This is a genomic window from Caballeronia sp. LjRoot34, from assembly GCF_964253815.1.
Taxonomy (GTDB): Bacteria; Pseudomonadota; Gammaproteobacteria; order Burkholderiales; family Burkholderiaceae; genus Caballeronia.
Genome location: NZ_CAXUSB020000003.1, coordinates 183,758 through 196,562, shown reverse-complemented (window position 1 = coordinate 196,562; position 12,805 = coordinate 183,758). Strand labels below are relative to the sequence as shown.

General features: G+C 59.6%; 13 protein-coding genes and 1 pseudogene. 7 read left to right on the top strand and 7 right to left on the bottom strand.

Annotation, left to right across the window (positions count from 1 at the left end):
- Positions 1-42: 42 nt before the first annotated feature.
- A pseudogene (gene ggt / locus ACSQ36_RS31895) lies at positions 43-1,805 on the bottom strand (gamma-glutamyltransferase).
- A 410-nt stretch (positions 1,806-2,215) separates the two neighbouring features.
- Between ggt and ACSQ36_RS31890 the strand changes: the two are divergent.
- Both ACSQ36_RS31890 and ACSQ36_RS31885 read left to right on the top strand, forming a co-directional pair.
- Positions 2,216-2,950, top strand: a complete 735-nt coding sequence (locus tag ACSQ36_RS31890) for a FadR/GntR family transcriptional regulator (RefSeq protein ID WP_436185131.1) — start codon at positions 2,216-2,218, stop codon at positions 2,948-2,950.
- Positions 2,951-2,971: 21 nt separating this feature from the next.
- Entirely contained in the window at positions 2,972-3,649 is a 678-nt protein-coding gene (locus ACSQ36_RS31885) for a TetR/AcrR family transcriptional regulator (RefSeq protein ID WP_436185130.1), read from the top strand.
- A 149-nt stretch (positions 3,650-3,798) separates the two neighbouring features.
- Here ACSQ36_RS31885 and ACSQ36_RS31880 read toward each other — a convergent pair whose 3' ends face one another.
- Both ACSQ36_RS31880 and ACSQ36_RS31875 read right to left on the bottom strand, forming a co-directional pair.
- Positions 3,799-4,134: a hypothetical protein gene (locus tag ACSQ36_RS31880; RefSeq protein WP_436185129.1), complete on the bottom strand. Its 336-nt coding sequence runs from the start codon at positions 4,132-4,134 to the stop codon at positions 3,799-3,801.
- 5 nt (positions 4,135-4,139) lie between these two features.
- A complete protein-coding gene (locus ACSQ36_RS31875) occupies positions 4,140-4,994 on the bottom strand; it encodes an FAD-dependent oxidoreductase (protein WP_436185128.1) in 855 nt (284 codons plus the stop codon).
- 288 nt (positions 4,995-5,282) lie between these two features.
- Here ACSQ36_RS31875 and ACSQ36_RS31870 point away from each other — a divergent pair, with 288 nt between their 5' ends.
- Positions 5,283-6,047, top strand: coding sequence for a response regulator transcription factor (locus ACSQ36_RS31870; protein WP_213763729.1), 765 nt, complete (start codon positions 5,283-5,285; stop codon positions 6,045-6,047).
- A 395-nt stretch (positions 6,048-6,442) separates the two neighbouring features.
- Positions 6,443-6,676 (top strand): hypothetical protein, encoded by a 234-nt coding sequence (locus ACSQ36_RS31865; protein WP_436185127.1) that lies wholly within the window; start codon positions 6,443-6,445, stop codon positions 6,674-6,676.
- A gap of 596 nt (positions 6,677-7,272) precedes the next feature.
- On the opposite strand, the gene ACSQ36_RS31860 is transcribed toward ACSQ36_RS31865, so the two are convergent.
- Together ACSQ36_RS31860 and ACSQ36_RS31855 are read right to left on the bottom strand one after the other, a co-directional pair.
- Complete coding sequence (locus ACSQ36_RS31860; RefSeq protein WP_436185126.1) at positions 7,273-7,416, bottom strand: hypothetical protein; 144 nt, start codon at positions 7,414-7,416, stop codon at positions 7,273-7,275.
- Positions 7,417-7,516: 100 nt separating this feature from the next.
- Positions 7,517-8,428: a LysR family transcriptional regulator gene (locus ACSQ36_RS31855; RefSeq protein ID WP_436185125.1), complete on the bottom strand. Its 912-nt coding sequence runs from the start codon at positions 8,426-8,428 to the stop codon at positions 7,517-7,519.
- A 136-nt stretch (positions 8,429-8,564) separates the two neighbouring features.
- Here ACSQ36_RS31855 and ACSQ36_RS31850 point away from each other — a divergent pair, with 136 nt between their 5' ends.
- A complete protein-coding gene (locus ACSQ36_RS31850; protein ID WP_436185124.1) occupies positions 8,565-9,500 on the top strand; it encodes an alpha/beta hydrolase in 936 nt (311 codons plus the stop codon).
- 116 nt (positions 9,501-9,616) lie between these two features.
- Here the strand turns inward: ACSQ36_RS31850 and ACSQ36_RS31845 are convergent, their stop codons facing one another.
- The gene (locus ACSQ36_RS31845) at positions 9,617-10,483 is read right to left on the bottom strand and encodes a LysR family transcriptional regulator (RefSeq protein ID WP_213763724.1); all 867 of its coding nucleotides are present in this window, start codon (positions 10,481-10,483) and stop codon (positions 9,617-9,619) included.
- Positions 10,484-10,697: 214 nt separating this feature from the next.
- Between ACSQ36_RS31845 and ACSQ36_RS31840 the strand changes: the two genes are divergently transcribed.
- Entirely contained in the window at positions 10,698-11,132 is a 435-nt protein-coding gene (locus ACSQ36_RS31840; RefSeq protein ID WP_213763723.1) for a VOC family protein, read from the top strand.
- 315 nt (positions 11,133-11,447) lie between these two features.
- Entirely contained in the window at positions 11,448-11,960 is a 513-nt protein-coding gene (gene hpaC, locus ACSQ36_RS31835) for a 4-hydroxyphenylacetate 3-monooxygenase, reductase component (RefSeq protein ID WP_436185123.1), read from the top strand.
- Between the two features lie 28 nt (positions 11,961-11,988).
- Here hpaC and ACSQ36_RS31830 read toward each other — a convergent pair whose 3' ends face one another.
- Positions 11,989-12,792: a transglutaminase-like domain-containing protein gene (locus ACSQ36_RS31830; protein ID WP_436185122.1), complete on the bottom strand. Its 804-nt coding sequence runs from the start codon at positions 12,790-12,792 to the stop codon at positions 11,989-11,991.
- Between the last annotated feature and the right edge of the window lie 13 nt (positions 12,793-12,805).

Here is a 12,805-nt window from a genome sequence, read left to right as displayed (position 1 = left end):
AAAGCCAGCTAAAAGTTGGTGGCCCGATTTAAACGACCCGGTTTATCTATCGGAGTCCGGATTAAATGGTCCTGCAATACCGCGGCCACGTGGATCGGCGATGGCACTTGGCGTGCCGCTGACGACCTGGATTGCCTGGATGTCGCCGGAGAAATCCTGGGAAGCCAGTGTGTAGCCGAGCGCTTCAAGTTGATCGGCGAGCTTGCCGGTGATCGGCATGTAAGGCTCGTAGAAGATCGTGTTTGGCGGTAGCAGTTGATGGTGGAAGCGCATCGCCGCCACGGCCTCTTTAAGCGGCATCCGGAAGTCGTACAGGTTCGTGATCACCTGGAAGACCGAAGTGAAGATGCGCGACCCTCCCGGGGTGCCGATGACGAGCATCACCTTCCCGTTTTTCGTCAGGATTGTCGGCGTCATCGATGAAAGAGGGCGCTTCTTCGGTGCGATTGAATTCGCGTCGCTGCCGACCACACCGAACATGTTCGGCACGCCGGGCTTCGACGAGAAATCGTCCATCTCGTCGTTCAACGCCATGCCAGTGCCTTCGGCAATGAGGCCCGAACCGAAGCCTCCGTTCAGCGTGTACGTGTTCGATACCGCGTTGCCCCACTTGTCGATGACGGAGAAATGCGTGGTTTCTGATTTCTCCGGCATCACGCGTTCCGGCATCGACGTCCCGAGACCTGGCTTGACCGACAGCGTATCCGACGGTTGCGTTGGGTTGACTTCCGCCGCGCGCCTACGGATATAACCCTCGTCGATCAGGCTTGCGACAGGCACTTTGTAGAAGTCAGGGTCGCCAAGATACTGCGCGCGGTCCGCGAACACCCGTTTTTCAATCTCTGCAATCAGATGAATATAGTGCGGCGAGTTCAGCTCGACGCCGTTGAACAGCGGCGCATTGTCTTCCTTCATCTTCAGCAACTGGACGAGTCCAATGCCGCCGGAGCTCGGCGGTGGCGCGGTGATGACACGGTAGCCGTTCCAGTTCGATTGCACCGGCTGGCGCCAAAGTGCCCTATAGGATCGAAGGTCTGCGCGCGTAATCAGGCCGCCGTGTTGTTTCATTGAATTGGCGATCAGGTTGGCCGTTTCGCCGTCGTAAAAGTCGGATTCGCCCTTTTCGGTGATGCGGGTCAATACGGCCGCAAGCTCTGGTTGCCGGAATGTCTCGCCGGCCTTCAGCTTGCCGAAGTAGCGGTCGAAGTTGGTCTTGCCGGCAAAATATTTCGATGCGTCGTCGCGACGCGACTGCAGTTGTTCGTCGACGATGAACCCGTCCGTCGCGTAGTGCAGCGCCGGCGCGAGAACCTGTTTCCACGACAGCCTGCCGAACCGATGCTGCTCTTGCCACATGCCGTCCACCGTGCCAGGCACGCCGACCGCGCGTGCGCCGATCTGCTGTCCGGGATTACCTTACCGTCCTTATCCAGATACATGGTCGCACTGGCAGCGAGCGGCGCACGCTCGCGATAATCGAGGAAATGTGGCGCGCCGTTCACGTAGAGCGTCATGAAGCCGCCACCTCCAATATTTCCCGCCTCCGGGTAGGTAACAGCGAGCGTAAATGCGATCGCGACGGCGGCATCGACCGCGTTGCCGCCCAATTTCATGATCTGCTCGGCTGCGGCCGCGCTGTATTTATCCGGGACTGCATACGCGGCGGCCGTCAGCACGGCCGGCGCGGCAGCGCCCGAAGTCTTCGCAATGGCGTCCACCGTGCCCACGAATGCGCCGCTCCATAACACGCAGGCGAAAATCGCAGCGCTGAGTACGCCGGTTGCTGACCCTCTCTGTCCTTCCATCGTCTTCTCCATCTGTTAGTAATGCAAAATAAATAGGTTGGGATGGACCTTGCACGATCCGCACGGATTCAAACTGCAGTCAGAGGCTCACAGCGGGAGGCCCAAGCGATTCATGCGCGACCCGATTGTCGTCAGGCGCGAAATACATGCCGCTATTCGGGGATGCCCGCAGTCGTCCGGGAACGTGGGAAGGGCGGCTATCAAAGCCCGTCATTGCCGATAAAACATATATTGACTAGACTATATACATTTAAATTTAACGGCAATCTGGTAGTTGCCCCTAGCTGCGAGAGCAGCAGAGGGCCGGACGGTCGACGGGCGAGGGTTCCGTGGATCCCACGGGCATCGTTGCGATCTCCAGTCATGCCATACTTCGCGGTAATCCATTTCACAGACATGTGGTTAAACGTATGTCCGAGGCACTTCCTGCTGTATTCAGCAAGCCCTTTAGCAGCATCAGCGCGCCGGAAGCGATCGTGGAGCGGATTCTTGAGGCGCTGACGTTGGGCGAATTAAGGGCCGGTGACAAGTTGCCGGACGAGGCGCAACTCGCGACGTCGTTCGGCGTTGCACGGATGACATTGCGCAATGCGCTCGTCGTGCTTCGGGAGTTGGGCCTGGTCTCGACCGCCAGAGGGCGGTTCGGAGGCACCTTCGTCACGGCCGACGTTCGCGAGCGGTTGCGCGAAATGGCGCTGGAAAAGAAGATCAGCAGCGAAGCGTTGCGCAGCCTGTGCGATTGGCGGCGCGCTATTTCGGGCGAGGCGTGTTTTCTTGCGGCCCTGCGTGCGTCGGACGCGCAACTGTCTGAGATTGAAACGGCTGCAAAGGCTTTCGTCGACGGGATATCAGACGTCGATGTCCGGCGATCAGCCGACGCCCGTTTTCATTTGCTGATTGCCGAGATTGCCGGGTCGCATCATCTGGTCGAGCAGGAGCGGGCGATCCAGGACGAGTTCGGCGTCGTCTATACGTCGTTGCCGTTGCTTCGGCAGCCGGTCGACACGCTGTCGATGGATCACGATCCGCTGGTCAAGGCGCTGCGTTCGCGCGATGCGGACGCAGCGCGGACCGAGATGGTCGCGCATATTGAATCAACCTATACGTGGTGCTGCTCGCTGCTGCGCGTAAAGAAAATGGTTTGACCGGAGAGGAGGACAGATCCAATGGTTATGCAGGCGACGACTAAGGTCGGTGATAAGAGCAAGCCGGAAATCCGTCGGCCGACCCAGGAGCGTGGCAAGCAGCGGTACGAGGACATCTTGAATACGGTCGAGGGCCTTTTGCAGGATCGGGATCCGTCAGACATTGGCATCTATGATATCTCGGCTAGTCTCGGTATATCGCCGCAAAGCGTTTACCATTTTTTCCCTGAGGTTTCGCTGGTTTTTGTTGCGCTTGCCGAGCGTTACCTGGCGTCGTTTCGCGCAGTCGAAACCGCCGAGCTCGGTCACTTCGAAGCATGGCAAGATTTACTGAAGGTTCAGCACGCGGGAATGCTGCGTGTGTTCGACACGAATCCTGCCGTACGCAAAGTGCTTTTGGGCGTCGGATACTCGTCGGAAATTCGCCGGCTCGACCAGGAGAACAACCGAATTCTGGCCCAGCATCTTCTCGACGGATTTCGTCGACACTTCGTTCTGTTCGAACTGCCTGACCTGCACGAGCGCTTTGTAGAAATGGCCGCTATCAACGATGCGATCTGGTCTCTCTACCTGTTGCGAGACGGAGTGATCAGTGCTGAGGCCGAGCGGATGGCTCACCGTGCACGCATTGCTTATTTGCGAACGGTGTTGCCTGACTATTTAACGCCTCGTTCAGGAGAATCCTCGGAAGCGGTATGAGGACATGCGGACATGCGCGCTTGCAATAGGGCTGACGCGCCTTCCGACTGCTTAATGCAGTCATAACGCTCGGGCGTTCCAGCCCGTTGCTACCGATCCAGTTCTTTTATGAAAGACAGGAACGTACGGAAGCCGTGCGACATGTGTCGTCAGCTGGGATAGTAAAGATGAAAGCCGGATCGTTTGGGAAGCCAGTCGTCCAGCGCCAGAGATAGTTTGCCTGTTACTACGTAACTCATGACTTGATCTACGAAAAAGAACCCGACACCCGCCCCATGCAGCACGGCATCCAGGTGCAGCCAGCCGAACTGGTGACGTTGAACTCGCACGAATTTGACCGATTGAAAGTGATTCAAGCCGTTCGTGGATGCTCGAGCCAGGGCTGCCCGCTTAGCCATCTGACAGTGCGTCAGGTTGAGCGCTTCGTGCTTCGACACAAACAAGCGGGCGCCGACATGAGTGGGAGTCTGGTTGGCCAAATTCATGGGGCTTATAACGATGGCGCCCAAAACCGGCGGTAGCCTATCCTGCAATACCTCGATTTCAGTGTCGTGTGCAGATCCGTGAGATAAACCTGGATCAGCAAAATCGCGCTTTCAGGCAAGTTACGTATGTACGGCAGGCAAACGGCTATCCACGCGCGATCAATAAACGGCATCAACCCAGCGCGAACGCGAGGGATGTTACCGAACATGTCGATATACGCCTGCCACGCGCTCCGCGCCGCCCCTAACTGTCCGTTGCGCAACAGATTGGTGATGGCAACCGGCGCGAGCAAGGCCGGTCCGGAGGCGGGGGTGAAACCGTCGCTGATGAACGCGCTCCAGCCCGCATGGACGGTCGCGAACATATCGGGCGGGTTGCCTTGCGCCGGCCACGTGTAGGTCTGTCCTTGATAACCGAGATTGGTCAGCACTTCGCCGGGATCGGGGAAATTCGAGTTTGCCTGGATACCGAAGCGGTTGAGGTAGTGGAACAGGCTGTATTCGCTGGGCGGGAAACGCATGGCGCCGAGTTCGGCCAGGAATGCGGACGCTTGATCCGTAAAGGGAATGCTGTAGGCGCGGCCCCCAATGCGCCCGGACGCTTCGTACAGCACCACATTCGACGCGCCGGCACGCAGAAGTTCATATGCCGACACGAGGCCGCTTATGCCTGCGCCGATAATCGCTACCGTCCGGTTGCCGGCCGCAGGCAGTTTGCCGAGCGAATCCGGCGATTCAGCGAGCAAAGCGCCATAATCGAAGAGGGTATCGATATAACCAAAGCTCGGTTGTGAAGCTGGGGCGGTTTCACCGGCTGCAATAATGGGCTGGCGGCGACGTAGATTAGGAATGAAGGCCATGCATTTTCCCTGTTTGGTAAAAGTACTTCCGCGTTGGTAGAAGTCGGGATTGGGTGCCGGCGGCCTGATCCTGTTCCGCCGCCGCTTCGTGATGCGATGCGATGCGTTCAAGCAACTGGCCCGTCAGTTGAAACGACGGCAAACTATTTAACGGCACGAATAAAACAGACTTGAATCGGCAATATCGTCCGTGTAGTCTGCGGGGCAGCATCTTAAAATATGCAGGCTTGCGCGTGGAGAAAACGTACGCGAGCCATTGACCCGGGGACTGACCAGCATGTCCGTGAAATGTATTTGACGAGCCGGGAGACCGGCCTGGTTTCCGATATCTTCGCCGTGCTTGCTGATTCACTTCCTGAGCAGTTGATGCGTCAGGAGGTGGGCGTTCGCATGCTCAGCTTGCTGCGCGCTGACCATCTCGGGTCGTATGTCTGGGACGAGACGAAGAAAGAATTCGTCAATCGGGTCTCGTTCAACATGTCGGAAGATAATCTGTCCGAGTATGAGCAGTACTACCAATACCGCGATACGGTGACCCCGCGGCTACAAAATTTCCGTGAAGCCGTTCGTGTGACCAACGTGATTCCGCAGGGCGAGCTGATGCGGACCGAACTGTTCAATGACTTTCTGCGTCGCGACGGTTTGCACTGGGGCATGAATGTCTATGCGTGGGCCGGCGATTCGAACATAGGCGACCTGCGCATCTGGCGCGGCAAACATCGGGAAGATTTCTCCGATCACGACCTTGCCATGGCCGAGTTCGTTCGCCCGGCTTTTACCGCGGCACTGGCGCGGGCGCGCGCCGCGGCGGGCATGACGCAGCCGTCTGGACCGCAAGCCAAGTTGATTTCAGAGGACGTGCTGAAGAACCTGACAGCGCGTGAGCGAGATGTAGTCGGGTTGGTGGTGGAAGGTCTGCTCGACAAGGAAATTGCATTCCGGCTGGGTATTTCTTATACGACGGTCCGTACGCATATTGACCGTTCTTTCCATAAGCTGGGTGTTGGAAGCCGCTCCAAACTGATTCGCGTGGTGCAGACGAACGGCCGGTAATAGGGCGGCACACGGGTGAAAAGTATTTTTATAAATGCCCGCTGCTCGGAAATAATCTTCTCTAAACACTGCGTTCGGCCGACGTGCGGTTCGAATTGGCGTGCGTAGACAGTTGAATACAGTGGAATAACTGCTTCAACAGAAGTCCGGCGAAAATGTCAGTCTGGCATGCCAATTGAATTGAAGTCGGTCTGGTTATCGCACGCTCTGGACAATATTCCCCTTTTGTTTGATAACGGCATTTGTCGGACTGGCATGGTGCGTCTGCGCTATTTATCGTTTTTGCCTGAAGATGATGACTAGACGTTACCGTCTAACGTAAATCCTCAGAATTGAGGATTCGCTGTCGGCAAAGTCGCGGTAATGTCGGCTGCCTTGCTACTGGAGCATGAGCCGTGAGCCTTGACCAGACCTTCGAAACAGCCCCCCGACATCCATTACTGGTCGAGCAGGAAATCGCGCATCTGGAACGGATCGTTCCGCGCTGGAGCGACGAGGGCAGCGGTTCGCTACTCGGCCAGGCTTATTGGCGCAAGCGTGTCATCGATCTGGCGCGTTATCCGGAACTGACGCCAACCCAGCACGCCACTGTGCAGCGAATGCTCGAATGCGTGAACCCGGTAGTTTGATGGTGGCGCGGAGCGTTATGCAACGAATTGTGCGGTAAGGTGAATTAAAGGACCGTCGCACGCAACATTCAGTTATCCGGGTTTGAGTTTCACGTTTTTGACATATTGATTCCAAAACGTTGCGCATAGACGCATTGACAACTAAAACGTTTCTGGTTTTTTACTCTGGCTTCCATTGCATCAACCTATGAGAGAGGGCTGAATATGGAAATGCAATACCGAGGATCGACTATACGACCCGTGGTTGCCCCCGCCCGGGGCGCCTTTGATTCATTTGTGATCATCCGGGACGAGCATGGAAATCAACGCTCGCACGGCACACTTGGCCGTTTCGCTTCGCATAATGCCGCTACGAATTTTGCGGTCGTCTGGGCGATAGCCACTCTGGACGGAGATACAGTACCGAGAGCGCCGTTCCAGGTTCTTTGAGGACGGGGGCCGATACCGTTTGGGTAGCGGCGCGGTTCTACGAACCGGCAGCAACGCGCCGCGTGCGACGGCGCAAATTTTGAAGGTCGATGCACCGAACGCGTAGATCACCCAGCACAGCGCGCCCACCACAATCAACGCGTTCGCCGAGTAATGCCGGGGCTCGTTCAGCAGTGCCGCATATCGCCTTTTGTCACGACCAGCGCGACCCCGGCAAACGGCACAGGATAAACAGAAACGAATACAGCGGCGGCGCAATCCTGCGCGATCGAATTCACAATCAGGCCCATCGTCGGCTGCGTCGCCATCATGATCGATGCGGTAAGCGCGCCGTCGCGTCCGGCCTATTGTTGTCCGAGAAAAACAAAAAGAACCGAAACCGGAGAAACGCCGACGCCGTTAAATGCTGACCTAACCCAGTTGCCCCGTCAGCGCCGGATTACCCGCCAGGGTCTCTACCAGGAAGTCGATGAACACCCGGACCTTGGTGGGCAGGCGGCGGCCAGCGGGGTGGACGGCGCTGATGGCCAGCGGGCCTGGGACGTAATCGGCCAGCACGACGCGGAGCGCGCCCGAGGTGATCTCGGGCGCGAACGCCCAGACCGGACCGTGGGCCAGGCCGAGGTCGGCGAGCGCCGCAGCGCGGATCTGTTCGGCGTCGGCGGTGCGGAAGTTCGACCTTGGATGATGCAGAACAGACCTCGACCCGTCCCGGAACTCCCACGGTAGCGGTTCGTGGAGCGGGGCAAAAATCAGGCAAGCGTGGGCGTTCAGGTCGGCGGGGGTCCGCGGCTCGCCGCGAACTGCGAGGTACGCCGGCGTGGCGACGGTCGCGAAAGGCGCCATGGCGATGCGGCGCACGATCATGCTCGAATCGGCGAGCTCGCCGTTGCGGATCGCCAAGTCGACCCCTTCCTCGATCAGGTTGATGTTGCGCCCGGAGCCGGTGAGCTCGACGGAGATGTCCGGATAGCGAGCAAAAAACTCGGGGAGGCGCGGCACTATGTAGAGTCGCCCGAACACCGGGGCGACGGTCACCCGGATCAGGCCGGACGGCGCCGACTGGCCGCGGCCCACCAGGGACTCCGCTGCATCGAATTCGTCGACCAGCCGCAAGGCAGATTCGTAGAAGATCTGGCCGGCGTCGGTGAGGGTCATGCTCCGCGAGGTGCGGCGCATCAGTTGCGCACCCAGGTGGGCTTCAAGGGCGGCGATCTGTTTGCTGACCGCCGACTGGCCGACCCCGGCTTCCCGGGCAACCGCCGAAAAGCTGCCGCGCTCGACCACACGAACGAAGAGGCGCATTGCGTCGAGCCGATCCATTGAAGGTTCCCAATAATTCCTATTGGGAATGGATTGTATTCCAGGGTCCGGGGTTCTACGCCAGATGGAAATGGATGATTCTGTCGGCAGATGAGGGCCGGTGCTTTCTGGCCTCAAAAACCCTGAGGAAAATTCCATGACCACAACCACTGTTGCCACGACAGCCTTTGTCGAGACCCGGCACGTTCTATCAGACGACGAGCGCCAAATTGAGCAAACTGTGCTCGCCGAGATCCACCAGCTGTTCTCGAACCCGACCGGCGATCAGCGCGAGACCTATGACACGCTGATCGCCAGGACACCGATCGCCGACGGCGTCACCCTCGAAGCCATTAACCGAGACGGCGTCAGCGGCTGGTGGGTGCGCCCGAGCGGTGCCCCGGCCGATCGGGCAATCCTCTTCCTGCACGGCGGTGCCTACCTGCTGGGCTCGGCCAAGGCCTATCGTGGCTTGGCCAGCCAGGTCGCGGTCCGCGCCGGGGTATCGGCGTTCGTGGCCGACTATCCATTGGCTCCGGAGCACGTGTTCCCGGCCGCGCCTGAGGCCGCCGCCGCTGTTCGCCGCTGGTTGGGCAGCCAGGGCCAGGGTGTTTCGCAGGTCGCGCTGGTCGGCGACTCCGCAGGCGGCGCGCTGGCCCTCAGCGTGCTCGGCGATGCAGCGACTTCGCCGGCGATAACGGCCGTCGCGGTCTTTTCGCCCTGGCTCGATCTGGCGATGACCGGCGCCTCGTTCACCAGTCCCGACATTCACGACCCTATCTTTCAGCCGGAAATGCTTGCTGGGCCTGCAGGAGCCTATCTTGCCGGCGCCGATCCGAAGGACGGCCGGGCGTCACCGCTCTACGCCGTGCCCGAGGTCCTGCCGCCGTTGCTCATCCAGGTGGGCGGCGACGAGATCCTGCTGGACGACGCGCGGCGCTATGCGCAGGCGGCCGCGGACAAGGGCGGCGAGGTGCGGCTCGATATCTTCGAAGGGCTGCACCACGTCTTCCAGGGTGCGACGAGAGACCTGCCGACCGCGCGCCGCGCGCTCGACGAGGTGGCGGCGTTCCTGAGCCGCCACTGGGCCTAGCGCGACACGTTCAGAAGAGGAGCCAAGACCAACCAGATCCCGGCGCTCTTGCGAGAGCGCGGCTTAACCCGGTTTTCCGTTCCCCTGCGCCTTGGACCCCAATGAAGCGGCATCCCTCACCGTGGCAGAACTGCACAGACAGACCCGGCGAATTGCACGGTGACGGTTTGCTCATTTCTCGTATGCCGCTGGACGAGGCCGATTTCACGCGTGAAGGTATCGTCTCCAAGAGACAACGCGCGCACGGTCTCCGGTATATGCAGCGCGGACGATTGCGGGATGAGCGCAATGCCTGCCCCGTGCGCCACGAGCCCGACGATTCCCTGCAATTCATCCAGTTCGACCACGTCCTGCACCGTCACGCGAATCCTTCTGAGAAAGCGGTCGACAAGGCGGCCTCCAAAGGAGCTCCGCTCGTATCGGATAAAGGGCTCTGACTTGAGCAGCGTGCGCCACGGCCGGTCCGCAAGCTCGCGCGGGACCAGCAGCACGAAGGTTTCGGTGAGCAGCGTGCGCCATTGCAATTCGGCCGGCAACGCGAAAGGGGGTTTGATGATCACCGCGACGTCGACCTCGCCGGAGTCCACCTGCGCGAGCAAGTTGAGCGACACGCCGGGAACCACGCGGATTCGCCACCCGGGCGAAGTCCGCCGGAACAATTCGATTGCGCTGACGAGAAACGAAGCCTGTGCAGAAGCAATAGCCCCCACCCGCAGCAGGCCGGACTGTTCCGCTGTGCCGCCACGCGCGGCGAGGCGCGCGTAAACCGACAACAATTCCTCGGCCGTGTCGACCGTCTGCTTGCCGGCGGCATTGAGCGTGGCCGAGCGTCCGGTCCGGTCGAATAGCAGGAAACCCAGGTCTTCCTCCAGCCGCTGGATCTGCGCGCTGACAGCGGATTGCGTCAGTCCGATATGCGCCCCGGCACTCGCGAACGTCCCGAAACGCACCACCGCCAGAAAGGTTTTCAGCTCTCGCATCATGACTTTGTCGACCGCTTTGGTGGATCTTTGGCAGGTTTTGATTAATCAATTTTATTGATGCTGAGCTAAAAAAACTATCATTATTCAACTATTCTCGTTGCCCTAAACTGTCCATCCATGGCGTGACATCCATTTTTCGCGCACCATGAACGCGGTGCGGACAGACCTCGTCCGCGTCGTCGAATACGTAATTCAACCGATATCCGAGCCTGCCATGAGCGACACCACTGCTGCCATTTCCCCGTTTCATCTCGCCTTTCCGGTCCATGACATTGCGGCCGCCCGTGAGTTTTATGGCGACCTGCTCGGTTGCCCGGAAGGCCGCAGTTCTGCCGACTGGGTGGACTTCAATTTCTACGGGCACCAGATCGTGGCCCATCTCGCGCCGGACGAAATCGGTCATCGGAAGACGAGCGCGGTAGACGGCGATGCAGTCCCGGTCCGGCACTTCGGCGTGGTGCTGCCAATGGATCAGTGGCAAGCGACATCGGACAAACTCACGGCGGCCGGAGTGGAATTCATCATCGAGCCGCATGTGCGTTTCAAGGGCGAAGTCGGTGAACAGGCGACCATGTTTTTCCTGGACCCGTCGGGCAATGCGCTAGAGATCAAGGCGTTTGCGAACATCGCTTCGCTGTTTGCGAAGTAACATCGGGCGCCATCTTTCCACGTAGCGAACCCATGCGCTGAACTGCTGCGGCAGCCGGGCAATCCGGCTGACGCAGCGTGGCCGTTCCCCGATCATTTGTCCGCGGATGTGGTCCAGCAGGCATACCGGCCTGCCGGGATCGCGGCAAGCTACGGCCATTACCGGATGCAGCCGCCTGGTTTGCCCATCGCACGGTCGCCACGGTCGTTATGTAGCCCGCCATTCCCGGCGAACGACCCGATGAAACGCACCAGGCGCAACAGTCCGTTGTATTCGGGTGTTTCAGGGGTATTAGCGTGAACCGGGGAACAGGACATGAATAACGAAAGCACCCGCAAGCTGTTTCGGGAGGCCATGGCGTACCTGTCGGCGGCCGTCAACATCATCACCACGGACGGTCCGCGCGGCCGCTGCGGCATGACCGCCAGCGCGGTGTGTTCGGTTACCGACACGCCGCCCACCATGCTTGTCTGCGTGAACCAGTCCAGCGCGGCGCATGCCATGCTCGCGGGCAATGGCAACGTCTGCATCAACGTGCTGCCTGCCGATCACCAGGAGCTGGCGCGTCATTTCGCCGGCATGACCAACCTGCCGATGAGCGAACGATTCGAGCAGCAGGCATGGACCGCGGGACGCCTCGGCTTGCCCGTTCTCGCCGATGCACTCGCCAGCCTTGAAGGCCGTATCGTCGATACTAAAACAGTTGGTTCGCACTCCGTGATGTTCGTGGAAGTGGCGGACATCGTCGTGCGCGGCGACGGCGACAGCCTGATTTATTTCGGTCGCCACTTCCATAGGCTGGCTCGCACGGCGCCTGCGCTTTGCTGAATTTTCCTGGTTGAATACGTCGTGCGGATTACTGAGGTTCGCAGACCACGCTGAACCTCACCAGCGTGGTGGCGCCGAACGTGTTGCTCAACGCGACGTCGGCGGCGTCGCGGCCTCGCGCCATCAATACGCGTCCGGTGCGCGGCGCATTGTTGCGGGGATCGAATGTCTGCCACGTGTTGCCCAGATACACCTCGATCCAGGCGCAGAAGTCCATGGGCGCGTAGGGCGGCGGCAAACCGACATCGCTGATATACCCCGTGCAATAACGCGCCGGAATGTTCATCGCGCGGCATAACGCGACGGCTAGATGAGCAAAGTCCCGGCACACGCCCACGCCTTCCCGGTACGCTTCGAATGCCGTCTTGGTCGGACGCGCGCAGTTGTAGTCGAACCGTATGTGCCCGTGAACGTAGTCGCAAATAGCCTGCACCCGGGCGCGTCCGAGGGGCGTATGGCCGAACATCTGCCAGGCGGCATCGGAGAGCAGGTCGGTCTCGCAGTAGCGGCTGCCGAGAAGGAATTGCATGCACTCGTCGGGCAACTCTTCAACGGCATGCTGATAACCGTTAGGCTCCGGCAACTCCATATAAGGCGGCACGTCGATCAATCCCTGCGTGGACAGCGTAAGCCAGCCTTGCGGTGCAACCAGCCGGCTGCACAGGTTGCCGAATGAATCGTGATACTGCGAGTAGGGCACCTGCGGGTTGACCCTCAGGATGTCCGGGACAAGGATGTTCTGCGCCCGCGATGCGTGCATGTTCAACATCAGCAGCATCGGGGTTGGCTGCACGCATTCATAGACCAGTTCGTAACCAACGCGGAGCTTCATCGGACTGACCTTT